The 25,696-nt window shown below is 35.9% G+C and carries 17 protein-coding genes and 1 tRNA gene; 14 read left to right on the forward strand and 4 right to left on the reverse strand.

From position 1 onward, the window contains the following. Positions 1-5: 5 nt before the first annotated feature. On the reverse strand, positions 6-1,031 hold the full coding sequence (locus ACFOOI_RS16665; protein ID WP_379839162.1) for a LacI family DNA-binding transcriptional regulator: 1,026 nt from the start codon (positions 1,029-1,031) through the stop codon (positions 6-8). A gap of 326 nt (positions 1,032-1,357) precedes the next feature. Here ACFOOI_RS16665 and ACFOOI_RS16670 point away from each other — a divergent pair, with 326 nt between their 5' ends. Continuing rightward, positions 1,358-2,440: a helix-turn-helix domain-containing protein gene (locus ACFOOI_RS16670; RefSeq protein WP_379839163.1), complete on the forward strand. Its 1,083-nt coding sequence runs from the start codon at positions 1,358-1,360 to the stop codon at positions 2,438-2,440. Between the two features lie 152 nt (positions 2,441-2,592). Here the strand turns inward: ACFOOI_RS16670 and ACFOOI_RS16675 are convergent, their stop codons facing one another. Continuing rightward, on the reverse strand, positions 2,593-3,396 hold the full coding sequence (locus tag ACFOOI_RS16675; RefSeq protein ID WP_379839164.1) for a mechanosensitive ion channel family protein: 804 nt from the start codon (positions 3,394-3,396) through the stop codon (positions 2,593-2,595). A 379-nt stretch (positions 3,397-3,775) separates the two neighbouring features. On the opposite strand from ACFOOI_RS16675, the gene ACFOOI_RS16680 reads away from it, so the two are divergent. The 3 genes from ACFOOI_RS16680 (at position 3,776) to ACFOOI_RS16690 (ending at position 10,509) form a co-directional block, all read left to right on the forward strand. After that, positions 3,776-6,409, forward strand: coding sequence for a valine--tRNA ligase (locus ACFOOI_RS16680; RefSeq protein ID WP_379839165.1), 2,634 nt, complete (start codon positions 3,776-3,778; stop codon positions 6,407-6,409). A gap of 9 nt (positions 6,410-6,418) precedes the next feature. Beyond that, on the forward strand, positions 6,419-6,994 hold the full coding sequence (locus ACFOOI_RS16685) for a hypothetical protein (protein ID WP_379839166.1): 576 nt from the start codon (positions 6,419-6,421) through the stop codon (positions 6,992-6,994). A gap of 188 nt (positions 6,995-7,182) precedes the next feature. Continuing rightward, positions 7,183-10,509 carry a CotH kinase family protein gene (locus ACFOOI_RS16690; RefSeq protein WP_379839167.1) on the forward strand — a complete coding sequence of 1,109 codons (3,327 nt, stop codon included), beginning with the start codon at positions 7,183-7,185 and terminating at the stop codon, positions 10,507-10,509. Positions 10,510-10,567: 58 nt separating this feature from the next. Here the strand turns inward: ACFOOI_RS16690 and ACFOOI_RS16695 are convergent, their stop codons facing one another. Then, positions 10,568-11,998, reverse strand: coding sequence for an MFS transporter (locus ACFOOI_RS16695; RefSeq protein ID WP_379839168.1), 1,431 nt, complete (start codon positions 11,996-11,998; stop codon positions 10,568-10,570). A 13-nt stretch (positions 11,999-12,011) separates the two neighbouring features. Further along, complete coding sequence (gene hflX, locus ACFOOI_RS16700; RefSeq protein ID WP_379839169.1) at positions 12,012-13,250, reverse strand: GTPase HflX; 1,239 nt, start codon at positions 13,248-13,250, stop codon at positions 12,012-12,014. A gap of 533 nt (positions 13,251-13,783) precedes the next feature. Between hflX and smpB the strand changes: the two genes are divergently transcribed. The 10 genes from smpB (at position 13,784) to ACFOOI_RS16750 (ending at position 25,641) form a co-directional block, all read left to right on the forward strand. Continuing rightward, a complete protein-coding gene (gene smpB / locus ACFOOI_RS16705) occupies positions 13,784-14,230 on the forward strand; it encodes an SsrA-binding protein SmpB (protein WP_379839170.1) in 447 nt (148 codons plus the stop codon). 118 nt (positions 14,231-14,348) lie between these two features. Continuing rightward, positions 14,349-14,852 (forward strand): HNH endonuclease, encoded by a 504-nt coding sequence (locus ACFOOI_RS16710; protein ID WP_379839171.1) that lies wholly within the window; start codon positions 14,349-14,351, stop codon positions 14,850-14,852. Between the two features lie 169 nt (positions 14,853-15,021). Next, a complete protein-coding gene (rpsA, locus tag ACFOOI_RS16715; RefSeq protein ID WP_379839172.1) occupies positions 15,022-16,848 on the forward strand; it encodes a 30S ribosomal protein S1 in 1,827 nt (608 codons plus the stop codon). 214 nt (positions 16,849-17,062) lie between these two features. Continuing rightward, positions 17,063-17,133: transfer RNA gene (locus ACFOOI_RS16720), tRNA-Cys, on the forward strand. A 279-nt stretch (positions 17,134-17,412) separates the two neighbouring features. Further along, complete coding sequence (locus tag ACFOOI_RS16725; protein WP_379839173.1) at positions 17,413-18,570, forward strand: cytochrome c3 family protein; 1,158 nt, start codon at positions 17,413-17,415, stop codon at positions 18,568-18,570. Positions 18,571-18,606: 36 nt separating this feature from the next. Further along, the gene (locus tag ACFOOI_RS16730) at positions 18,607-21,654 is read left to right on the forward strand and encodes a TAT-variant-translocated molybdopterin oxidoreductase (RefSeq protein WP_379839175.1); all 3,048 of its coding nucleotides are present in this window, start codon (positions 18,607-18,609) and stop codon (positions 21,652-21,654) included. 65 nt (positions 21,655-21,719) lie between these two features. Continuing rightward, on the forward strand, positions 21,720-23,102 hold the full coding sequence (gene nrfD / locus ACFOOI_RS16735) for an NrfD/PsrC family molybdoenzyme membrane anchor subunit (RefSeq protein ID WP_379839177.1): 1,383 nt from the start codon (positions 21,720-21,722) through the stop codon (positions 23,100-23,102). Positions 23,103-23,126: 24 nt separating this feature from the next. Then, a complete protein-coding gene (locus ACFOOI_RS16740) occupies positions 23,127-23,648 on the forward strand; it encodes a DUF3341 domain-containing protein (protein ID WP_379839179.1) in 522 nt (173 codons plus the stop codon). A gap of 21 nt (positions 23,649-23,669) precedes the next feature. Beyond that, a complete protein-coding gene (locus ACFOOI_RS16745; RefSeq protein ID WP_379839180.1) occupies positions 23,670-24,275 on the forward strand; it encodes a c-type cytochrome in 606 nt (201 codons plus the stop codon). Between the two features lie 46 nt (positions 24,276-24,321). Continuing rightward, the gene (locus ACFOOI_RS16750) at positions 24,322-25,641 is read left to right on the forward strand and encodes a quinol:cytochrome C oxidoreductase (RefSeq protein ID WP_379839181.1); all 1,320 of its coding nucleotides are present in this window, start codon (positions 24,322-24,324) and stop codon (positions 25,639-25,641) included. Positions 25,642-25,696: the final 55 nt, after the last annotated feature.

A 25,696-nucleotide genomic window follows, 5' to 3' on the forward strand; every position in this document is an offset into this window, starting at 1 on the left:
GTTAGTTATGAAACCGTTGACTTTCTGATAATCAATTCGGGATTAAAAACCGTACGGTAATCTTTAACTCTGTTGTCCATGTCGCTGAGTTGGTCGGTCAAAAAAGAAGCGGCTTGTTCGCCCAAAAGGAAACTTTTACGCTCAATACTACTAAGTGGAGGGTAGAAAAACTCGGAAATAGGGCAGTTGTCAAAGCCAATAATGGCCACATCTTCGGGAATCCGCAGATTTTTTTCTTGTAAAACTTTCATTGCTCCTAAGCAAACGTAGTCGTTTGAACAGAATATGGCATCTGGTTTGTTTTCTGATTCAAAAAGTTGGGAGGTAGGCAAAAGTGCACTTTCAATGTCAAAATCGGCCTGTTTGATAAAGTTTGGGTTTATTTCTATGTTATGGTCTTTCAAACATTTCAAATATCCCATCAAACGCATTTCTGACACATTAAGACCTTCAGGGCCTTTGATGTGTGCAATTTTTTTTCTTCCTAAATCTATTAAGTGTTTAGTGGCTAAATAGGCACCTTTAAAGTCATTTACCGTAAAACTTATACTCTCTTCAAGGTGTACATTTCTATCGATAAAAATCAAAGGCACGTTTCTTTTTTGAATGTCTTTGAAGTGGCTAAAATCGCCAAGTTTAGAGGTTTCAAAGGCTACTGAAACAAAAATGGCGTCCACCCTATTTGCCATAAAACGTTTCAAATGCTCTTTCTCAAGTTGGTGTTTTTCGTTAGTGATACCAAAGTTTAGCATATAGCCCATTTTGTTTATCACAGACTGTATACCGTTTATCATTAATGTTTCGTGTGAGTGACTAATACTTGGTATTATTACGCCTATAGTTTTAGTAGACTTCTGAAGTAGGCTAAGCGAAATGGTATTTTTTTCGTATCCCATTTTCTGGGCATATTCCTGAATAGTTTTACGGGTTTCTATATTTATTAAGGCATTGTTATTCAAAGCCCTCGACACTGTAGAGGGCGAGCATTTAAATTTTCGGGCGATATCTTTTATTGTGATATTTTGATTCATTTATCAAAAAAAGATTGTTTTAGTCTTTGAGAATAATTGCCTAAAATTAACCAGATTAGTAAGTATTGATACTTTATTAATAAAATTTGTGCATTTTTTTATTAAAATATGTCTAAAAGACACTTATTGAAGAGGTATTTTATTCGGAAAAAAATAAATAATTTTAACCCAGTTTTTAATTATTGCTATAATTTTTGTTTCTATTTTTACACCTTAAGAATGAGGTCAGTTCCTTTTAAAATAAATAAACTACGTTTTTTTTAGTTTTTATTTTTCAAAAAAAAGTGATTTTAACCCCTCATTTTGCCATGAATATAAATCTATAAATGCCTTTAATAAGAATACAAAAGTGGCTAAAAAACGCCGAAAAATATTTTTTTAAATATAAAGACGGTTTTTTTATTTTGCCATATCTCGCAAATACTCCAAAACTCATGTTGGAAAGTTGGAAAAGCATGCCTTTTACAGCTGTTGATGAGTTCAAGCAATGTGTATCTATGAGCAATCCTTTTATCAAAGGGAAGCTGTATTATGAGGAGGTAGAAACTGGACTTTGGATGATAGTGGCCGATGTGGCTTTTAAGGCTAACGTACATACCCAAACTGAATTTGACGAAGGAGTTTCAGATTACTACTTTCTAGCATTTTCTATTTTTGATAATCCAGATACTAAACAGCACAACATTAGAATAAATGGTGACTCTCTTGCCAGCAATTCGTGGGCCATTTATGGACCAGACGTATCAGTAGATGCTTTTTTTGACAAAGGCACCAAAGGCCTTTTTTATAGTTTTAGTTTTCATAAAAACTGGCTTTTTGAAAATTTGCTTCAAAACCATTCAGATAAAGACAATTTTCTCTCAAGTTTAACTAATACTGAAACCAAATATTTAAATCTAGAATTTGTAACACCAGAGTTAATTGAGCTATCAAAGGAAATCTGGATAAAACTAAGTAAGCAAGACAATGATCCGCTTAGAAAACTCCATTTGAAAATTAAATCACTAGAGATAATTGATATTTTCTTCTCAAAACTTTCAGAAAAAAACCAGAGTGGAGACTCTCCAATAAATAGCAAATTAGATATTCAATCTGTTCAGAAAACGGTAGATTATTTAATTCACAATCTTCAAGGTCCATTTTGTGGCATAGACTTTTTGGCGGCAAATGTTAATATGTCTTCTTCAAAGCTGAAAAACATTTTTAAGTTAGAAATGGGAAGTTCTATATATAAGTACTTTAAAGACAAGCAAATGGACCACGCCATGAGCTTGCTTCTCAAAAATGAGTATCAAGTAAAAAACTTAGCGAATCTTTTAGGATACGAAAATACAAGTAAGTTTTCGGCTGCATTTAAAAAGCATCACAACAAACTTCCATCTGAAGTGATGAAAGAAAACAAGTTTTAAACACTTTCGGGCTATCATAAAGTCTTATCGGGCTATCTTTGTCCTTGCCTTTTTTATAATTTTGTGGCGTTCTTAATAGCCATGAAAGTGTGTTTAAGAGGGGAGAAGGTAGCAGCTTTATTACAGGCGGCTAAGCAGTATCCCCTCTTTTTTTATTTTACAAGATGAACCGTTCTCTGCGGAAACGGAATTTCGATATTTTCGGCATCAAACGCTTTTTTAACATGCTCCTGCATGAAGAAAAACAAAGTCCAATAGTGTTCACTTTCGGTCCAAGCTCTAAACACCAAGTTTACAGAATTGTCGGCTAGTTCTTTTACAAAAACTTCAGGTTTAGGGTCGAGATGAAAAAGATCGTTTTTTGCGGCTACTGCTAAAATGGTTTCTCTGGCCTTATCTATACTACTTGTGTAACCTATTCCAAAAACGATATCTACTCTACGTGTAGTTTGGCCTGTTATGTTAGTGATGGTGTCGCTTGTTACTACGCCATTTGGTATGATTATACGTTTGTTATCAAATGTTTTTAAAACCGTGTTGAAAATTTGAATGCTTTCTACTTCTCCTGTTTTTCCACTTATTTCTACCACGTCCCCCACTTTATAAGGTTTAAATATCAAAAGTAGTACCCCACTAGCAAAATGTCCGAGACTGCCTTGTAAGGCTAAACCCACACTCAGTGCCAATGCACTCATAACGGCTATAAAAGAGGTGGTTTCTACTCCGAACATACCCGCCACACTAAAAACCAACAGTATCTTGAGTCCAACACTAGCAAGCGAAACCAAAAAAGGTTCTATAGTAGGGTCTATGTCATATTTCTCTAATGTTTTCTTTAGAAGCTTTACGATTCGTTTTATTATCCAAAAACCTACTACTAGGGTTATTAGGGCTAATAAAACTTTCGGGGCGTATTGTATGGCTAGTTCAATTATTTGATCAATGTATTTTTGCATAAAATATTTTAATGGTGTTATTAAAAAAGAAATTTAATGAGAGTTTGAAGTGATTTTCTTCGATGTAAACAAACGTTTAGCATATCTACCAACGTCTATTTTTTATAAAATGTTCTTTGTTAGTTACGTATTTTTATCCTTTTTGGATGGCTTTTGCTGCTTTTTTGGAATAAAACTATGGGTATAGCTTTTTATTTAGAAGAATTATCTTAGCCATATTTCGCCATTTATTTATTCTTATTTCAATGTTTTAACAGATTCATTCGGGCTTTTATCTCCTAGTCCAATTTTTTTACGTAGTAATTACTTAATTTTGCGAACAATAGCTGTCAAAGAGCTTGTTTTTATACGTATTTAAAGCGGTCAACAATAATATCAAATGGAAATCTCAAAAACCTACAGTCCAAAAGAAATAGAAGAGAAATGGTACGCATATTGGGAAGAAAACAAATTCTTCAAGTCTACCCCTAATCCAGAAAAGAAACCTTACACCATTGTAATACCACCACCAAACGTAACAGGTGTATTGCACATGGGGCACATGCTTAATAACACCATTCAAGACGTGTTAGTCCGCAAAGCTCGTATGGAAGGTAAAGAGGCTTGTTGGGTGCCTGGTACCGACCATGCGTCTATAGCTACTGAAGCTAAAGTAGTGGCTATGCTCAAAGAGCAAGGCATTAACAAAGCGGACCTTACGAGAGATGAGTTTTTGAAATATTGTTGGGAATGGACCGAAAAATACGGAGGTATTATTCTTAAACAACTTCGTAAATTAGGTGCTTCGTGCGACTGGGACAGAACCCGATTCACGATGGAAGATAGTTTATATGATGCCGTGATTGAGGTTTTTGTTGACTTACATAACAAAGGCGATATATACAGAGGATACCGAATGGTAAACTGGGATCCACAGGCCAAAACCACCGTTTCTGACGAAGAGGTGATCACTAAAGAAATGCCTTCTAAGTTGGTTTATATTAAATATGAAGGAGACGAAGGCGAGGTAATTATAGCAACCACACGTCCTGAAACCATTATGGCGGATGCTGCTATATGTGTGCATCCTGATGATGAGCGTTACAAAAATTTGATAGGTAAAAAAGTACGTATTCCGCTGATCGGAAGAGAAATAGAAGTTATAGCGGATGAGTATGTTGAAATGGAGTTCGGTACGGGTTGTTTAAAAGTAACACCCGCTCACGATCAAAACGATTTTGCTTTAGGTGAAAAACATAAACTGGAGGTAATAGATATCCTGACAGACGATGGTAAACTTAACGAGAAAGCTCAAATTTTAGTAGGGGAGGATCGTTTTGTGGCCAGAAAAATGATTATTAAAAAACTGGACGCTGCAGGAAGTTTAGTAAAAGTAGAAGACTACACCAGCAATGTGGGTACTTCAGAGCGTACGGGTGCGGTTATTGAGCCGAAAATTTCATTGCAATGGTTCCTTAAAATGGACAGACTGAGTAAGCCTGCTTTGGAAAATGTAATGAACGATACCATTAAACTTATTCCTCCAAAGTTTAAAAACACCTACAGCCATTGGATGGAAAATGTTCGCGATTGGTGTATCAGTCGTCAGCTTTGGTGGGGACACCGTATCCCGGCTTTTTATATGGAAGACGGTACCTGTATTGTGGCAAAATCAAAACAAGAAGCACTTAAGATAGCAAGAGAAAAATATCAACTTTTTGCGTTAAGTGAAAAAGACCTAACTCAAGATGAAGACGTATTGGATACGTGGTTTAGCTCTTGGTTGTGGCCAATTTCGGTATTTGACGGGTTCAAAGACCCCAAAAATGCAGATATTAATTATTACTATCCGACGAATGACTTAGTAACTGCACCCGAAATTCTGTTTTTCTGGGTGGCGAGAATGATTATTTCTGGGTATGAGTATAAAGGAACGATGCCTTTCAAAAACGTATACTTAACAGGTATTGTGAGAGATAAACAAGGCCGCAAAATGTCGAAGTCGCTTGGTAACTCTCCTGATCCTTTAGACTTGATTGAAAAATTTGGAGCAGACAGTGTTCGGACCGGTATGCTTTTTAGTTCTCCTGCAGGTAATGACCTTCCTTATGATGAAAAATTGGTAGAGCAAGGAAGAAATTTCTCAAACAAAATGTGGAATGCCTTCCGGTTAGTTAAAGGATGGAATGTGTCAGACTCTCAAAATACACCACAAGTAAATGTGGTTGCAGTGCAGTGGTTTGAGTCAAAACTAAATGCCGCCATAGCCGAAGCACTTGATCATTACGATAAATTCAGGATGTCTGACTCCCTTTTGGTTACCTATAACCTTATCTGGAATGACTTCTGTTCGCAATATCTCGAAATGGTAAAACCTGCCTACGTAAATGGGGAGAGTCTACCTATTGATGCTCAAACCTATGAGGCAACGTTGTCATTTATAGATGTGCTCATGCGTTTGGTTCATCCATGGACACCGTTTATATCAGAAGAGATCTGGCAGAATATTCAAGCCAGAGCAGACAAAGCCACTATCTGTACCCAAGATTTTCCTAAAGGCGGAGCGGTAAATGCTGAGCTGTTAGCCGATTTCGAGATTGTATTTGAGTTGGTTTCTTGGGTTAGAAACACACGTCAGTCTAAGCAATTGTCTCCCAAAGATGCACTGCCACTAAGTATAAAAACTACAAACGCAAGTAGATACGATTCTTTGGTGGATTTAATCAAAAAGATGGCCAATATTTCAGATGTGACATTCACTTCTGAAAGTAATAATTCTATTAGTTTGGTTCTTAAAGGAGATGAATTCGGTATAGACTTGGGTGAAAGCTTAGATGTAGAAGCAGAAATTGAAAACCTTCAAAAGGAATTAGAATATACCCTAGGGTTCAAAAAGTCAGTTGAAGCGAAACTTTCAAACGAACGTTTTGTGGCAAATGCCAAAGGCGATATAGTAGAAAGAGAGAAAGCAAAATTAGAAGATGCTTTGGCTAAAATCAAGGCCATTGAGGACTCATTGGCAAAATTAAAATAAACATTACAAATGACGTTATTTAAAGTTTTAGTTCCGGTATTAATATTTTGCTCAATGGAAAGTTTCAGTCAAGACTCTTACTATAATATACCAAAAGCACCAGAAACATATTCAGCCCAAAATATGGTGGTTCGAATGATTGACGGACTTGGTTTTAGATATTATTGGGCTACCAGCGGTTTAAAAGAAACGGATTTGGCTTATCATCCTAACAATGATGCACGTACCAGTCGCGAAACTTTGGAGCATATCGATGGTTTAGTTTCGGTGATTCTCAATACGGTTTCAGGAAAAGATGTGGCGATAAAGCAAAACTATAAAGAATTGAGCTTTGAAGGCTTGAGAGCAAACACTTTAAAAAATATAGCATCAGCGGCCTTGATTTTAAAAGAAAGCAAAGAAGACTTAAAAGATCTTAACTTAGTGTTGGGAGGAAAAAAGTCCAGTTATGATTTTTGGTACTTGATAAATGGCCCCTTAGAGGATGCCGTTTGGCATGTTGGTCAGTTAGTAAGTTTTAGACGCTCATCGGGCAATCCACTACCAGAAGGTGTGAATGTGTTGAGTGGCCAAAAGAAGGATTGATTTTAAAGTAAGAAAATTTATTGAAAGTGAGTGAGGGCATTTGCCTTTACTCACTTTTTTTTATTCAGACCACGTTTTTTTCCTATTTCACCGTATAATAAATTATGGGCCACATTATAAGCTTTGGTTGATTATCTAAGTCTTTTATGTTCTATTTTCGTTTTAAATAACCTTTGTTCTAAATATAAATGTCACGAAATTCACCTGTTTTTATAGCAGTTTTATCTGGTATGATAGGATTTTTCTATCAATCTTATTCAAGTTCACTTCCTCATGAACCTAATATTTCATTTCTGAAAACTGAGACTGATAATTTTTTACTTTTAAAAAAAGCTCACACGGTTAGTCAAAAATCTCCCAATATTAGAACCTTATTCCCTTCGGGTATATTTATCAACGAAGTTATGGCTTCAAATGATACTACTATTCTGGATTCAAACGGCCAGGCTAGTGATTGGTTCGAAATATTCAATAATACCTCACAAACTATCGACCTAGCCAATTATTATGTTACGGATGACCCTTCGAATTTAAAAAAGTTTAGATTCACTGAACAAGCTGGCCAAGTGCAAATCCCAGCTTTCGGGTATAAAATCATTTGGGCTGGCAGTGAAGCTAATAGTCTTTTTAACAACACCACATTTTCATTGTCTGCAAATGGTGAGTACATCGGTCTTGTTGCTCCTGATGGCGTAACTTTAATAGATGGTTTTAGTTTTAATAAACAATATAAAGACGTTTCGTTTGGGCGTCTTTTTGAAAACAGCGACTCATTAGCTTATTTTTCTCCAGCTACTCCCAATGCTCAAAATGTCAGTCAAAGTGCATTTTTAGGAGTACTTGAGCCGCCTACTTTTTCTCAAAATGGTGGATATTTCAGTAATTCATTCGATTTAAATTTGAGTCATTCCGTAGCAGATATCTATTATACATTTGACTCTTCAGAACCAGACTCAAACCTTTCCAATACTAATTCATATACTCTCAAAAACTATTATCCTCAAGATCTAGGTGATGACTTGTATGATTTGGAAAGTAGAAATTTGCAAAGCTTTAAATATACAACTGCCCTAAGTATAGAAGACCCGAGTGGAGATCCAAATAATATATCTAGGTTATCTTTGCATAATTTTAGACATCCTTTTCAGCCTTCTGCTGTTATCCCCAAAGCCAAGGTTGTAAGAGCTCGTGCTTTTAAGCCCGGGTATTTGTCAAGTGATATTGTGACGCAAACCTATTTTTTTACTTCAGATGGCTTAAATCCACATCAAATCCCTGTTTTTATTTTATCTACTTCAGAAGAAAACCTGTATCAATATGAAACGGGAATAGGTACTGCTGGCCAAACGTATGATAACACTTTTTTAAGTTATGGAAGAGTTACAGAGGCTGGGAATTTCGCCAATAGTGGTAAACTCTGGGAAAGAGCAGCTAATTTTGAAGCTTTTGAGGGAAATCTCCAAAAGGTTAATCAAAATATTGATTTAAGGGTTCACGGAAAAGCTTCAAGGCAATCATCAAAAAAACCTTTTCGGGTTTATTTAGCAGAAAAAACTGCTTTATACCCTAATGATTTAACTCTTTTTACTGAGAAAACAACATTGAAGAATCCAGGAATATATCCAAGTCACGACATATCCTCAAAGATCCCCACAGGACTTAACTTTAATGTGCAAACCAGTTATCCAAGCCTATTGTATTTAAACGGAGAATATTGGGGTATTTACAACTTGAATGAATATTTCGATGATGATTATTTGGCGTCTAAGTATAATTTAGATGCTGGCAATCTAGACATTTACAAAGATGAACTTCTAGACGAAGGTGACGATCAAGACTATAATAAGCTTATGGCTTTTTTAGATAGTAAAACCACACTAAACGCTGCTGATTACGATTCGTTAAAATCTTACATTGATATTGATAATTTTACGGACTACTTTATCTCTGAAATCTTCTTAAACAACACAGATTGGCCGTATAATAATACGTTTATGTGGCGTAATAAAAAAGAAAGAAATTCTAACACCCAAAACTCATACTCCGACGGCAGGTGGAGGTGTGAAATGGTAGATTTGGACTATACGCTTCGAAACCCACTGGAAAATGGAATTAGCTTCCCTATTGGCTCTTCGGGAACCACAAAAATATACACCAAATTAATTTTTTGCCCTGAATTCCGAAAACTATTTATTAATCGATACGCAGATTTATTGAATACATATTTCAATTCAAATCGTACTTCAGGAATACTTGCAGATGTAAAAAGTTTATATGTACCCGAACTTCCTAATGAAATCCTGAGATGGGAAGCGACAGATGTTTCTAATTGGAATTACCATTTGGATATTATGAATGATTTTTTACTGCAAAGACCTGCTTATCTAAGAAATAACATAAAGTCTTTCTTTAATTTAAATGGAAACTTTGACTTGTCTGTAAAATCTTCCGACCTAAACCAAGGATATGTAAAAGTGAATTCGATAGATATTAATAGCACTACGCCGGGGGTAACTATTGATGTTAACAATACATGGACAGGTATGTACTTTAAAAATGTAGAATTTAATATTACAGCCAAGTCTATGACTGGTTATAAGTTTAGTCATTGGTTAATAAATGGTGTCATAAATACAGACTCCGTTCTTACTATAAATTCCTCCATAAACATGTTTTGCGAAGCATTTTTTGAGAGTAACATTCTGTCAGATAACCCAATTCCAGAAGCGTATGTGCTTAGAAATTGCACATATTCTGTGTCAGAATGGTCAAAAAGTGCAGTGGCTAACACAAGTCCTAAAAACATGAAGTTCGTTTATTTCGTAAATAGAGATCCATTGCTAAATGAAAATATACAAGGTTTTACTTCTGGCGGATTTAATAGTTCCTCTAAATCGCGAATAAATGGTTTGGACAATCTCGGGATTTCTTTTATTAACACGGGTAGCAACGCCCCATATAACACAGGATATGGTGACGGAACGCTCGGCGGGGCCTTGTTAGCTATTAACACAACCAATGCTGACAGCATAGTCGTTAGTTGGACTGGGAGAACTATTAAGGCCGGCACACGTAAGTATGCGTTACGTTTACAGTACAGAGTAGGTGATATTCAGGCATTCAATGATTTTAGCCCAGTTGTTGAATATACGGGTTCATCCACAGACGGAAGTTATCAGGAGTTTCACAGCATTAAACTTCCTTCGGAAATATTAAATAAACCGTATGTGCAATTGTTATGGAGGTATTATTTTACTGAATCAGGAAGTTCAGGTTCGAGAGATCAATTAGCTATAGACGATATACAAGTTAAAGTCAAAATAAATGAAAACAGTATGTTTACTAATCAGACCATAGGGATAGAAAATCCTGCTAACTTATATCTAGAACTAAAGGCTAGCAATAGCTCTAAAATTAGCAGTTCGGCTTCAGAATCTATACTCTTAACGCCAGGCTTTATTGTAGATCAAGGAAGTGTGTTTGAAGCAAAAATAGTAGGGTGTGAAAACAACTAGAGGCCATTTTGATACAAAATAGCCTCTAATTATTGTTTTTTGTTTTCTCTTTAAAGATTTAATGCCCACCCTTTACATTGGCAACTTCTTTATCAAAATCAATATTTTGGTTTCTTAATACTTTCTGAACTTTTATTCCGAACCAGAACAAATAGCCAAAGCAAGCAGCCGCTAAAATATATGAAAATTGAATTCCAATTTTATCAGCCAATATTCCTTGTAAAACAGGGATAATAGCTCCTCCTAAAATCATCATAATCATAAATGCAGAGCCTTGGTTTGTGTATTTCCCTAGTCCTGCAGTACCTAATGAAAATATACTTGGCCAAAGGATAGAACAAAAAAGACCGCCACTGATTAAACTAAATAACGCAACTTGTCCGGTTGAAAATACGCCAATCAAAGTCATAATAGCTCCTACACCCGTGTATATCAAAAGTGTTTTTACTGGCTTTTCTTTTGACATAAAAAACGAAACAATCATAATGATTACACAGAAACCATAAGGATATAAGTCACTTACATCTCCACTCAATAACGAGTTAGCAAACAAAACTAAGCCGAAAGCTAAAAATGGAACTACCACCCAAAGGATTTTTTTAGTAGTTTCTGACAGACTAAAGTTTCCTACAGAGGCCGTCCAACGACCAACCATCATACTACCCCAAAATAAGGATACATATTTAGAAACCTGTGAAGAAACCAAGCCTTGGGTCTCTTTTAAATACTCGGGCAAATTACTTCCAATTGTTACCTCTACGCCTACATATACAAAAATAGCCGTCATACCCAAAACCAATTGTGGGTATTTTAATGCACCAAAACCAGTTTCTACTGTCTCGTCATTTGTAATTCTTGGAAGTTTTGATACCCAGAAAAATATCGCAACTAACACAAATAAGACTCCGAGTAGGAGGTAAGGCACTTTTACGGACTCAATAGTAGCTGAAAGAGCTGCTTCAGGGTCTATCGAGCCAAAAATGGCGAAGGACACAATCAAAGGCCCGAATGTGCCACCTAGGTTATTTACCGCTCCTCCAAGGTTGATTCTTGTAGCACCAGTTTCTGGAGGCCCCAAAGCTATCATAAATGGCTGCGTAGCAGTTTGTTGAAGCGAAAACCCCAAGCCAACCACAAAAAGTGCAGTAAGTAGTAAAAAATAAGACTTAGTTTCTGCGGCCGGATAAAAGATCAATGAGCCAATAGCCGAAATAATAAGTCCGTAAATGATACCGTTTTTGTAACCAATTTTGTTTAAGATATCAGTTTTCATATATCTAGAGAGTAATAGATATATAACCGAACCTACAAAATATGCAGCGTAAAATGCAAAGTCCACCAATTGGGCTTGCCACTGCTGTAATTCAAATTTCTCTTTAAATAGCGGTATTAAAATACCATTTGAAGCTGCCACGAAGCTCCAGAAAAACCATACCGTCATTAGTGTGTACAATGCAGGTAAATTGGTTTGGTTAGGTTGATTGTTCATATATAAGGTTTAGTTAAATTTCTCCTTGCCAGTCGTACATAGGGTTTTGCGAGGCATCCCAGTTTGGGTAAATCTGAAAATGCCTTTCTTGTACCAGTTTCACTAATACTTCTCTTAGTTCCGCGATATTTTGATTTTCGGTAGCCGAAATAAATACCACATTTTCCGTATTTTTTTGTAGATAGCTATTCCTGAATCTTTCCAGGTTTATTTTTAAATCTTCTTCCGTAGCCAAATGTTTATCTAATCCTTCGTTTGATTCCGGCTCGTATTGGTCTAGTTTATTAAACACCAATAAGGTAGGTTTATCATTTGCTCCTATATCAGCCAGAGTAGTATTTACTATTTCAATGTGCTCTTCAAAAGACACATGTGAAATATCCACCACATGAATTAATATATCTGCTTCTCTGATTTCGTCGAGGGTAGACTTAAAAGATTCAATAAGGGTTGTCGGGAGCTTTCTTATAAAACCAACGGTATCTGTCAATAAAAACGGTATACGTGCCAACACTACTTTTCTTACAGTTGAGTCTATAGTGGCAAATAGTTTGTTCTCGGCAAATACATCAGTTTTGGCTATACGCTGCATCAAAGTTGATTTACCAACGTTTGTATATCCTACTAATGAGACCCGAACTATTCTGTCTCTTTCTTTTCTTCGTGTGGCCGACTGTTTGTCTATTTTAAGCAATTTTTCCTTAAGTAAGGAAATTCTGTCTTGTACTATCCTTTTATCAGTCTCAAGTTCTTTCTCTCCTGGTCCACGCATACCAATACCTCCTTTTTGTTTACTGAGGTGAGTCCACATACGAGTTAGTCTGGGTAGTAAGTATTTGTACTGAGCCAATTCCACCTGCCTTTTGGCTTGGTCTGATTGTGCTCTTTGAGAAAAAATATTCAATATCAATAAGCTTCTGTCTAAGACCTTTATGTTTTCAAAAGCTCTTTCTAGGTTTCTTACTTGTGAAGGACTAAGCTCATCATCAAATATGATGGTATCCACCGGGTTTATTGTAATCCAAGTAAGTATCTCCTCAAGTTTTCCTTTTCCCACAAATGTCTTTTGATCAGGAGTGGTTAATCTTTGCACAAATACCTTTTTAGTTTGCACACCAGAAGTTTCGGCAAGAAAAGCCAATTCATCCAGATATTCTTTCGTTTTGTCAGCGTTTTGCTTTTGTGATATCACCCCAACCAAGATCGCTGTCTCTTGGGGCTTGGCGGTAGATTGTAATGATGTATTTAACAATTTGTTCAGTTTAATTAAAAATCAAAGGCAATATTGACATTTTTTTTCACTTTTTAAGCCAAATAGTTTTGGCATAAGTATGTTTTAAATATAAAATTAATACAAAATCCATTCATTTCTTATTTAAAATATTTTATTTACTAGTATTAAGTCTTTTAATTTCAGTCGGTTATTGTTATTTGTTAAATGCAGAAAAATATTATTTTAAAAAGCGTATTTTTTTGGCATAGAATTGGCAAAGCTACTAAACGAGAATTTAATTATTAAACGGATACATATTGATTCTTTCAATATTTATTTAGATAAAATTTATAAATTGATTGGAATTTTGTAGAAGACAACATATTTTTGTTAGCTGATAACACGCCACTTAAAGATATTTGAACTTCGGTTCATGAAAATTTAATCCTTCGTAGACTTCGGTCAGCACATGGATTATTAGGAAAGCACGTAAGTCGGAATCCCTGCCACTATAATTGAGGCGGGGATTTTTTTTGTATACCTTTGTGTTCCTTTTATAATTGTTATAGAAAATGAATTTCGCCAAAAAAATAGATATTCCGAATAAGAAAGCAAAATTTGAATATGCTTTCATTGATACTTACTTGGCTGGGATGGTGCTGACAGGTACCGAAATCAAGTCAATCCGATTAGGTAAAGTAAACATATCAGATGCTTTTTGTATTTTCAAAGAAGATGGACTTTATGTGAAAAATCTAAATATTTCAAAATACGAACAAGGTACACACTATAACCACGAACCACTTAGAGATAGGAAATTGCTACTTACCAAAAAGGAACTTAAAAAGTTGGCAAGTAAATTGACCGACAAAGGTCTTACAATAATTCCCACCCGATTGTATATTAACGAAACTGGCTTGGCCAAATTAGACATTGCTCTTGCAAAAGGAAAAAAACTATTTGACAAAAGAGATAGTATCAAAGAAAGAGATGTAAGCAGAGATTTAGAAAGAGGGTAGTAATTGATTTTTATTCTCGAAATTATGCTTTTGTAAAATCTGCAAAATTAGTTTTAATCTAAAGTTTATTTCATTAAATTGCCTGACAGTTAATTACTTAAAAAAAATTTAATTGTTTATGGGGCAGAAAGTATTAATCTTAAATGCAGACTATAGTGTTATAAGTATCTGTAATGTTCCTAAAGCATTTTTGCTTGTTTATCTCAACAAAGCCGAATTAGTAGCTGATATTCCCTTTCAAAACCTTAAATCTGTAAATTCCACCTATCCATTTCCTTCAATTATTCGCCTATATCATTACGTAAAAGTGCCTTACAAAGGTGTGGTTATGACCAGGCAAAACCTGTTTAGGAGAGACTCAAACGCCTGTGTGTATTGTGGAAGTAAAAGTGACCTGACCATTGACCATGTATATCCAAAGTCACGTGGGGGTAAAACCAATTGGGAAAACTTAGTAACAGCTTGTAGGCGTTGCAATTCAAAGAAAGGTCATTTGACTCCTGATGAGGCTAAAATGCCTATGCAAACTCCGCCATTTAAGCCTTCTTTTATCATGTTTGTAAGGGATTGTTCGGGCTCACTTCAAGAGACTTGGCTCCCGTTTCTCAACAAAAGAAGATAAAAAATTGAAAAAGAGTACTTTAGGCTAAAAAAAAGCTTCACAACATTTTTATTTATTTCTACTTTTCTTACCTTTGCAGTCCTTTTTATAAGGGTATTATAATTTTTTAATCAAATTCAATAGTATTGCTCGAGCTATTGATGTAATTATGAGCACTTTACAAATATATATGGCAAATCATACATTTCCTGATTTCGATTGGGACAAAGTAACAAAAAAAGGCATTGGTGCCGGTTATTCTATTGCAGAGAAAGAAGAATTAGAAAAAGTTTACGGTGATACTTTTTCAGCAATCGAAGAAAAAGACGTTGTAGATGCTCTAGTTGTGGGTATTTCTGACAGAGAAGTTTTGTTAAACATTGGTTTTAAATCTGACGGTATTGTTTCTCGTTCTGAGTTTCGTGACCTTCCAGATCTAAAGGTTGGAGACAAAGTTGAAGTATTTATCGAGAAACAAGAAGATGCTCTAGGTCAACTAGTAATTTCACGTAAGAAAGCTAGAATCCTTACTGCTTGGACTAAAATTGAAGCTGCTCTTGAGACAGACATCATTGTAGATGCTCTTATCAAGCGTCGTACTAAAGGTGGTCTTATTGTAGACATCTACGGAATTGAAGCCTTTTTGCCAGGATCTCAAATTGACGTTAAGCCAATCAGAGATTTCGATGTATTTGTAGGTAAAAGAATGGAAGTTAAAGTGGTTAAAATTAACCATGCAAACGATAACGTGGTTGTTTCTCACAAAGTTCTTATCGAAAAAGACCTTGAGACTCAGCGTCAACAAATTCTTACAAACCTTGAGAAAGGTCAAGTACTTGAAGGTGTGGTTAAAAATATCACAAACTTCGGTGTGTTTATTGACTTAGGTGGTGTTGATGGTTTACTTCACATTACGGATATCTCATGGGGTAGAGTTAATCATCCGAATGAAGTTCTTAATCTTGATGACAAAATCAAGGTCGTGGTACTTGACTTCGATGATGATAAAAAACGTATTTCTCTTGGTATGAAGCAACTTGAGGCTCATCCTTGGGATTCATTAGCTGAAGGCCTTGAAGTAGGTTCTAAAGTAACAGGTAAAATCGTAAACATTGCGGATTACGGTGCATTCCTTGAGCTTAAGCCAGGTGTTGAAGGTCTAATTCACGTTTCAGAGATGTCTTGGTCGCAGCACCTAAGAAATCCATCTGACTTCCTTCAAATAGGAGATGAGATTGCAGCTGTGATCTTAACTCTTGACAAAGAAGAAAGAAAAATGTCATTAGGTATTAAGCAATTGACAGAAGATCCTTGGACAAAACAAGATCTTTTAGCTAAATATGCTATCGGTACAAAACACAAAGGAACAGTTCGTAACCTTACCAACTTCGGTTTATTCCTTGAATTAGAAGAAGGTATCGACGGCCTTGTTCACGTTTCAGATCTTTCTTGGACTAAGAAAATCAAACATCCATCTGATTTCGTTAAAATCGGTGATGAGCTTGAAGTTGTAGTTCTTGAACTTGATGGCGAAAACAGAAGATTAGCACTTTCTCATAAGCACCTAGAAGAAAACCCTTGGGATACTTTCGAAACAGTATTCGAAATCGGTTCAGTACACGAGTGTACAATCGTAGGTAAGACAGATAAGCAAGTGAATCTTGAGCTTCCGTACGGAATCGAAGGATATGCTGCCCTTAAAGCTGTTGCTAAAGAAGACGGTACTTTAGGTGAAGTAGGTGACAAACTTGCTTTCGAAGTAATTGAATTTAGCAAAGAAGAGAAGAAGATTGTTCTTTCTCACTCTAAAATCTGGGAAGCACCTTCTGCTGAAGAGCCTAAAGCTGATAAGAAGAAAGCGGCTACCACAAAGACCGAGAAAACTAAGTTACCAGAAGCAGAGAAATCTACCTTAGGTGACCTTTCAGCTCTTGCAGCTTTGAAAGATCAAATGGAGAGCGGTGAAGCTCCAAAGAAAAAAGCAACAAAAAAGAAAGGTTCTGACGAAGAAGCTTAATCTTTTTGATTGAATATTTAAGAAGGGTTACGTTATACGTAGCCCTTTTTTTATGTTTTGAAATTTATTTTTGAATGATATTTACTTGATATTCAGTTTGATGCCTTGTGTTTTTGGCTGGATTTATGAATGACCAACTTTTATTTTGCAATTATTTTTGGGAATAACTCTTTTTGGTAGTAAATTTGCACTCCCATAAGGGAAACAGAGAAAAGGTCCTGTGGCCGAGCGGCTAGGCAGAGCTCTGCAAAAGCTTCTACAGCGGTTCGAATCCGCTCGGGACCTCTGAAAAAAAAGTTCAATGAACTTAATTTAATACCATTTGTGACGCTCCTTGAGTTTGTTTTACAAATGGTATTTTTATTTATTAACCTTCACGTTTTCAGGCATTTATATTCTTATTTAAAATCATTCTAAATTTTAAGTGCCTAGGAAAAAATATATACCATATTTTTGATAAAAACTATTCCTAGCTTAGCTTTGCAATCTGAAAAATGGCATTATTCTATATTGAAAATGATTAATAAAATTTACAAAAAATTAAGCGTTCTTGTTATTGGCTTCATGTTAATGACAAATGGTGTTTTTGCTCAAGACGCTGATGCAGCGGCTGGGGAAAAATTATTTAAAAATAACTGTGCTCAGTGTCACGCATCTGATGCGTCTGTTGTGGTGGGTCCTGGATTAAAAGGAATTGAGGAAAGACGTGATTTTGCATGGTTGAAGAAATGGATTAATAATCCAGCTTCAGTAATCGCTTCTGGCGATAAATATGCAGTTGAGTTGTATGAGAAATATAACAAAACACAAATGACCGCCTTCCCTTCATTTGGTGACGCGGAAATTAAGAATATCCTAGCTTACGTTAAAGCTTCAAATGAAGCTCCTGTTGCATCTGCTGCTCCAGCAGACGGTGCTGCTCAGGATGCTCCTCAAGAAACTGGCGGAGGTAAATTTTTCAACATCGTTTTAGTAGCTTTACTTGCCATCATGGCATTGGTATTGGTTGCTTTATTAGCGGTGTTAAATCTACTTAGCAAAATTTCTGGTCAAGGAGAGCAAACTGGTGGAGGTATTTCACTTGAATCTTTAAAGGAAAACTTTAAAGTGCTATCTGCAAACAAAACTATTCGCTCAGCAGTGATTTGGTTATTTATTATCTTAGGTACCAAAGCAACTCTTGACGGACTTTACGGCATTGGTGTTCACCAAGGCTATGCTCCAAAGCAGCCAATTAATTTCTCTCACAAGTTACACGCTGGTGAAATGGAGATTAACTGTGCATATTGCCATACAGGAGTTTACAAAGGCAAGCAAGCGGGTATCCCTTCTGCAAGTATCTGTATGAACTGTCACAATGCTATAAAAAGAGAATCTCCTGAGATTCAGAAAATTTATACTGCATTAGAAAAAGATCAACCGATTGAGTGGGTAAGAGTTCATAATTTGCCAGACTTGGCATACTTTAATCACTCACAGCATACCAATGTTGCGGGCTTAGAATGTCAAAACTGTCACGGTGAAATTCCAAAAATGGAAGTTGTACAACAAAGACACACCTTGACAATGGGATGGTGTATTGACTGTCACAGAAAGACAGATGTAAATGCTAAAGGGAATGCTTACTATGATGCTTTGTTAACAGCACATAATAGCACTTCAAAAGAAAGTATGAAAGTGGAAGACATAGGTGGACTTGAGTGTGCTAAATGTCATTATTAATATTTATAAACCTCGAAATTAAGAAGTAATCAACTCATGGAGAATACTAATAAAAGGTATTGGAAAGGTATTGAAGAGTTAAAAAACGATATCGATGTCGTTAAAAACGCTGATAAAGAATTTAACCTTGAAGGTCTTGAAGGAGGTACTTATAGAAGGGACTTCCTTAAAATGTTAGGTTTTGGGGTAGCTGCGGTTTCTTTAGCAGCATGTGATGCTCCTGTAAGAAAAACCATCCCTTACTTAAACAAACCAGAAGAGGTTGAGCCAGGTATACCAAACTACTACGCTTCCACTTTTGCACAAGCAGGTCAATATTGTTCTATTTTAGTTAAAACTAGAGAAGGGCGTCCTGTAAAAATTGAAGGAAATAAGTTGTCAGGTGTAACTAAAGGTGGTGTAAGTGCTGCTGTTCACGCGTCGCTTCTTTCACTTTATGATAATGAAAAATTAAAAAGCCCTACTAAGGGTGGAAAAGATATCACTTGGGATATTTTAGACAAAGAAGTGACCAAAGGTCTTTCTTCTTCATCTAACATTAGAATTGTTTCAAACACAATCCTCTCTCCAACCACAAAGGCTGTAATTGCAGACTTTAAGTCGAAGTACCCAAGCACGCAACACGTATCTTATGATACAAACTCTGCTTCTGGTTTGATCGCAGCCAATGCGTCGTCATTCGGTAAAGCGGCTATTCCATCTTACTTATTCAACAAAGCAAATGTAATAGTTGGTATTAACTGTGATTTCTTAGGAACATGGTTGTCTCCAATTGAATATGCTTCGCAATGGGCTGAAGGAAGAAGACTTTCGAGTGAAAAAGGGGGTAAAAAAACAATGTCTCGCCATTTTCAGTTTGAGACAGGGATGTCTGTAACTGGTGCAAATGCGGATTATAGGGGTATGTTCAAACCTTCTGAAGAAGGAGCTTTCGTTGCTGCATTATACAACAAAGTAGCTTCGCTGCTTGGCTCTACTTCATCTGTAAGTGCTTCTAAAGTTTCAACTGAATATTTAGATAAGTGTGCTTCTGACCTGGTTAAAGCCAAAGGTACTGGTTTAGTTGTTTGTGGTTCTAACAATCCAAATGTGCAGACATTGGTGAATGGAATCAACAGTTTATTAGGAAATATTGGTTCTACCATTGATTTTGGTACAACTGTAAATTATAAGCAAGGAAATGATGCCGAGATGGCACAGTTTGTAAAAGATCTTAATTCGGGTCTAGTTGATGCTGTTATTTTCCTTAATTCAAATCCTGTATATGATTTTGTAGGAGGTTCTGCAATTTCTTCTGGTTTAAAGAAGGCTAAACTTAGCGTAGCAATTTCTGAAAGAGCAGATGAAACAGCTTCTCAGTGTCAATATGTTGCTTTAAGTGCTCACTACCTAGAATCGTGGGGTGATGCCTCTCCAAAAACTGGATACTATTCATTGACTCAGCCGGTTATTTCAAATATATTTAGCTCAAGACAAGCAGAATCTAGTTTATTAACATGGGCTGGAGCTGCTTCTGACTATCAAGCATATTTGAAAAACTATTGGAACTCTAATATCCTAAACGGTAAGACTTGGGTTCAAGCTTTACATGATGGTGTTTACGAAGCTCCAAATGCAAATATTGTAGGTGCTTCATTTGCTGGTAATTTGGCTGCTGCTGCTGCTGCAATTTCATCTACTAAATCAACTGGAATTGAGCTTTCAGTATTTGAAAGTGTAACATTGGGGACTGGTCTTCAGGCTAATAACCCTTGGTTACTTGAAACTCCAGATCCTGTTTCAAAGGTTACCTGGGAAAATACAGCAGCTTTCTCTGCCAAAACAGCAGAAGAGCTACATATTGCTCAAGGTGATATTATTAAATTAACAGTTGGAAGTAAAAGTGTTGAGCTTCCTGTATTAATTCAACCAGGCCAAGCTCATGGAACTGTTTCAGTAGCTATGGGATTTGGTAGAACTGCTGCAGGTAAAGCAGGAAATACTGGTGCTGATATTTTAGCACTTTTATCAAACCCAAGCACGCTAAGTGCAAGTGGAGTTACGATTGAAAAAGTAAACTCTGGATATACTTTGGCACAAACACAAACGCATGAGACTGTAATGGGTCGTCAGGCAGTTGTGCAAGAGTCAGTCCTTGGCGAATATGTTAAGAATGTAAAGGCTGGTAGATTTGAGCCAATGATTACTACTTCAGAAGGACTTAAAAAGCCGTATTCAATTACGCTTTGGAACGGTCACGAGAAGAAGAATCACAGTTGGGGAATGGTAATTGACCTTAACACTTGTACAGGTTGTGCATCGTGTTTAGTGAGTTGCCAATCTGAAAACAACGTTTCTGTAGTAGGTAAAGCTGAAGTGGCTAGAGCTAGAGAGATGCACTGGTTAAGAATTGATCGTTACTATAGCTCAGATGCTCCTCATGAAGAAGGATACAGTGTAGATGGATTTAAAGCAATGGAAATTGCTTCTGAAAATCCTGAAGTTGTATTCCAACCGATGATGTGTCAGCATTGTTCTAATGCACCGTGTGAGACAGTTTGTCCAGTATTGGCAACTACACACAGTTCAGAAGGACTTAACCAAATGACATATAACAGATGTGTGGGTACAAGATATTGTGCAAACAACTGTCCGTATAAAGTAAGAAGATTTAACTGGTTCAAATACTTTGATAATGATAACTTTGATTATCACTTTAATAACGAACTTGGTAGAATGGTCATCAATCCTGATGTAACTGTTAGATCAAGAGGAGTTATTGAGAAATGTTCAATGTGTGTTCAGCGTATTCAGTCAGGAAAATTGACTGCTAAAAGAGAGAAGCGTCGTCCGGTAGATGGAGAAATCGAAACGGCATGTTCGCAATCTTGTCCTACAAATGCAATAACATTCGGAGATATGTTAGATCCAGAATCTAAAATTTCTAGATTGTTAAAAGCTGAAGATGAAGGTAGAGCATTCCAAGTATTAGAGGAAATAAACGTTAGACCTCAAGTTAGTTATTTAGTAAAAATCAGAAATAAAGACGAAAGTATAGCGAAAGCTGAGGTTGCACACACTGCACCAGCAGAACACGCTCATTAATCTTTTGTATTTAAAATATTTATTAACTTAAAAAATAGTTCCTAACATAAATTTAGGATAGAATTATGTCAGTAGTTTCACCTATAAGAGAACATCTAGTAACTGGAGGTAAAACCTACCACGATGTTACTGAGGATATTTGCAGACATGTAGAATCCAAGCCTACAAAAGAATGGAAAGTAGCATTTTCCATTTCAGTACTAGTACTACTTTATGGTGGTGGCTGGGTGTTATGGACTTGGTGGGAAGGCCTTGGTGTTTGGGGTCTTAACAAAACAGTAGGTTGGGCATGGGATATTACCAACTTTGTATGGTGGGTAGGTATTGGTCACGCTGGTACACTTATTTCCGCTATTCTTTTATTGTTCCGTCAAAAATGGAGAACATCTATTAACAGAGCTGCAGAGGCAATGACCATTTTCGCTGTACTTTGTGCTGCGTCCTTTATTTTGATGCACATGGGTCGTCCTTGGTTAGCTTATTGGGCACTTCCGTTACCTAACACATTTGGCTCACTTTGGGTTAACTTTAACTCGCCACTTGTATGGGACGTTTTTGCAATCTCTACATATTTCTCAGTATCATGCTTGTTCTGGTTTATCGGAATGGTTCCAGATTTAGCTACTATTAGAGATAGAGCTACTGGGGTTCGTAAAACTATATACGGTGCTTTATCACTAGGATGGACTGGTGGAGCTAAATCTTGGGCTAGATATGAAGACGTTTCTTTAATATTAGCTGGTCTTTCTACTCCTTTGGTACTTTCAGTTCACACTATTGTATCATTTGACTTTGCGACTTCAGTAATACCGGGATGGCACACTACTATTTTCCCTCCATATTTCGTAGCCGGTGCAATTTTCTCAGGCTTTGCGATGGTTCAAAATCTTATGTTAGTTACTAGAGTAGTTTATAAATTAGAAGACTATATTACTTTAGAGCACATTAGTTTGATGAATAAAATTATTACACTTACTGGTTCTATTGTAGGTGTTGCTTATATCACTGAGTTTTTCATTGCTGCTTATTCTGGTGTTGAATATGAAAAGTATGCTTTCTTAAACCGTGCTACTGGTCCATTATGGTGGTCGTATGCAGCTATGATGACATGTAACGTATTATCACCGCAGGTATTCTGGTTTAGAAAAATGCGTGAAAATATAGTGGTTTCGTTTGTGATAGCTGTAGTGGTAAATATCGGTATGTGGTTTGAGCGTTTCGTTATTATTGTAACCTCATTACATAGAGATTACCTTCCTTCTAGTTGGACGTACTTTACGCCAAGAATGGGTGATATTGGAGATTATATTTTCTCATTTGGTTTCTTTTTCACATGTTTCTTCTTGTTCTCTAAGTTCTTGCCAGTTATTAATATGGCGGAAGTTAAATCTGTATTGAAGTCGTCTTCTGAAAAGACAAGTGAAGGATCAAAAGTTTCGTCTCATTAATTAATTCAAGAAATTTAAAATAAAATGGCAGATAAAAAATATATTGTTGGCATTTTTGATGACGAAGACGTTGTTATGGATGCTGTTACCAAAGTAAGAGGTAGCAATATTAAAATTCACGAAGTATTTTGTCCTTATCCTGTTCATGGTTTAGACCATGTATTAGGATATGAAAGACCAAGAATGGGGGTTCCTGCTTTCTTGTTTGGTATCACTGGTACTACGTTAGCATTCCTACTTACTTTTTGGACTTTAGGTGTTGACTGGCCAATGAATATAGGTGGAAAGAACTTTTTCCCTTTTCCTACGAATATTCCAATCGTTTTTGAATTAACAGTTTTGTTAGCTGCTTTTGGTATGTCGTTTACCTTTTTCTTCATGGAAGGTTTAGGGCCATCAAATAAGCCTGTAATTTTTGACCCAAGAAGTACAGATGATAAGTTTGTTATGGCAATTGATACAGATAAGAACTCAGTTTCTGAAGTAGATATTACTGAAATGTTAAAATCAGTTGGTGCTTCTGAAGTTAATATAAAAGAAATTTGATCGAATTAATAATTAAGCAAGATGAAAAATAAAAGCTTACGTATTTATATTTTACTTCTTTCTGTTGGTGCGTTTTTGAGCTCATGTAGTGGACCAAACGATACAGGATGGGAGTATGCTCCGAATATGTATAACTCAATAGGTTATGAGTCTCAATCTCAGATTGAGAAAAATGCAATAAATCCACTTGGATTAAATATGAGAGAACCTGTTAAAGGTACAATCTCAAGAAGAAATTACAAGACATCATTTGTGCAAGATGACAGTTCTGTAGTTAATGACTTAATGATTTATAATATTGATCAGAATGGTTTACAAGTGGCAGAAGCTACTTTAAAAAATCCTATTCCTTGGTCAGAAAGCGTGGAAGATCAAGGTAAAGTTTTATATGAAAAGAATTGTCAGCATTGTCATGGTGCTGGTGGTGCCGGAGATGGTAAAGTAGGTGCGGTTTATAAAGGTGTTCCTAACTATGCTTCAGATGCATATAAAAATATGAATGATGGGCATATTTTCCATGTTATTACTTTTGGTAAAGGTAGAATGTGGCCTCATGGTGCTCAAGTTACACCTGAAGAAAGATGGAAGATTGTGCACTATGTACATAGACTGCAACTTGGTAGTTAATTTTAGTTAATGTTTTTTAATAGAAGAAATCGTAAATAATAATATAATGGCTCATAAGCACGAAATACCTTCACTAGATGAATCATTTGAATTTAGTCCTGAACTTAAAAAGAAGCTGATTTTTTCGGCTATTTTGGGAGTTGTACTTGTTGCTCTTGGAGCTTTTCTAATCACGAATCATTGGAGCATTGGTGTTTGGGAATCAGCAGCTCATGGTGCTTCACATTCGGGAGGTGAACATGGTGGTGAGCACCATGGAGCTACACTCATGTCTAGAATTGTGGCTAATATTTGGATGAATAGTGTTTACTTTTTAGGAATATCTGTTGTCGGAGTATTTTTCATGGCGTATAATTATGTTGCTAAGGCTGGTTGGTATGCTTCCTTTAAAAGGGTACCTGAAGCTTTTCCATCATTTATAATTGTGCCAGCAGTTATCATGCTTGCACTTTATTTAATTCCAGATACGAAACACATTATATTTCACTGGACGCATGAAGGTATCATGACTGAAGGTAGTGCAAATTATGATAAAATAATTGCGGGTAAATCGTGGTATTTAAATGATATTTTCTTTTTGATTAGAATGGTTTCATATTTTGCGATATGGTACTACTTATGGACTCAAATTAGAAAAAATTCCCTACTAGAAGATGAACACAATGACCTACTTTATTATACAAAAAGTAGAAATTATTCGAAAGCATTTTTGATTTTTTTCGCTGTTACTTCTTCTACTGCCGCTTGGGATTTTTCAATGTCAATTGATCCACACTGGTTCTCAACTATGTTTGGTTGGTATCATTTAGCTTCTTGGCATGTTGCAGGTTTAGCTGCAATTATGCTTACTATCATTTTGCTTAAAGAACAAGGCTATTTAAAAGCTGTTAAATTTAGTTCTATTCATGACCTTGGTAAATTGATGTTTGGGTTTTCAGTTTTCTGGACGTATGTTTGGTTTAGTCAGTTTTTATTGATTTTTTATGCCAACCTTCCGGAAGAGACTATTTATTTCAGAGAACGTTTTAGTGGTTTCGATGGTAGATATTTTGCTCCGTTTATAATAAATTTAATTTTAAACTTTGTATTTCCTTTCTTGATTTTAATGGCTCGTGAGTCAAAGAGAAACTATACATTCTTAAAATTAGCTTGTGGATCAATTTTGATGGGACATTGGTTTGATTTTTATCAAATGCAAATGCCTGGAATTGCTAAAGAGCAAGGTGGCATTGGTATCATAGAGTGGGGAACTACTTTAACATTTGCATCATTATTTATTTATTTTGTTGCAAATCAACTTTCAAAAGCTAATTTGATTGCTAAGAATCATCCATTCTTAGAAGAAAGTTTACATCACGATATTTAATTTTAAACAATTTGGTTTAACATTTTGATTTACTTTTAAGAATATAATTTAAATA

The sequence above is a fragment of the Lacihabitans lacunae genome (genome assembly GCF_042649125.1).
GTDB lineage: Bacteria > Bacteroidota > Bacteroidia > Cytophagales > Spirosomataceae > Leadbetterella > Leadbetterella lacunae.

Bases quoted from the DNA above. Each gene is read 5' to 3' on its own strand.
- smpB (WP_379839170.1), top strand. From the start codon at position 13,784: ATGAATTTCGCCAAAAAAATAGATATTCCGAATAAGAAAGCAAAATTT.
- rpsA (WP_379839172.1), top strand. From the start codon at position 15,022: ATGGCAAATCATACATTTCCTGATTTCGATTGGGACAAAGTAACAAAA.
- ACFOOI_RS16750 (WP_379839181.1), top strand. From the start codon at position 24,322: ATGGCTCATAAGCACGAAATACCTTCACTAGATGAATCATTTGAATTT.
- ACFOOI_RS16690 (WP_379839167.1), top strand. From the start codon at position 7,183: ATGTCACGAAATTCACCTGTTTTTATAGCAGTTTTATCTGGTATGATA.
- ACFOOI_RS16685 (WP_379839166.1), top strand. From the start codon at position 6,419: ATGACGTTATTTAAAGTTTTAGTTCCGGTATTAATATTTTGCTCAATG.
- ACFOOI_RS16730 (WP_379839175.1), top strand. From the start codon at position 18,607: ATGGAGAATACTAATAAAAGGTATTGGAAAGGTATTGAAGAGTTAAAA.
- ACFOOI_RS16710 (WP_379839171.1), top strand. From the start codon at position 14,349: ATGGGGCAGAAAGTATTAATCTTAAATGCAGACTATAGTGTTATAAGT.
- ACFOOI_RS16695 (WP_379839168.1), bottom strand. From the start codon at position 11,998: ATGAACAATCAACCTAACCAAACCAATTTACCTGCATTGTACACACTA.
- ACFOOI_RS16745 (WP_379839180.1), top strand. From the start codon at position 23,670: ATGAAAAATAAAAGCTTACGTATTTATATTTTACTTCTTTCTGTTGGT.
- ACFOOI_RS16680 (WP_379839165.1), top strand. From the start codon at position 3,776: ATGGAAATCTCAAAAACCTACAGTCCAAAAGAAATAGAAGAGAAATGG.
- ACFOOI_RS16725 (WP_379839173.1), top strand. From the start codon at position 17,413: ATGTTAATGACAAATGGTGTTTTTGCTCAAGACGCTGATGCAGCGGCT.
- ACFOOI_RS16740 (WP_379839179.1), top strand. From the start codon at position 23,127: ATGGCAGATAAAAAATATATTGTTGGCATTTTTGATGACGAAGACGTT.
- nrfD (WP_379839177.1), top strand. From the start codon at position 21,720: ATGTCAGTAGTTTCACCTATAAGAGAACATCTAGTAACTGGAGGTAAA.
- ACFOOI_RS16675 (WP_379839164.1), bottom strand. From the start codon at position 3,396: ATGCAAAAATACATTGATCAAATAATTGAACTAGCCATACAATACGCC.
- ACFOOI_RS16665 (WP_379839162.1), bottom strand. From the start codon at position 1,031: ATGAATCAAAATATCACAATAAAAGATATCGCCCGAAAATTTAAATGC.
- ACFOOI_RS16670 (WP_379839163.1), top strand. From the start codon at position 1,358: ATGCCTTTAATAAGAATACAAAAGTGGCTAAAAAACGCCGAAAAATAT.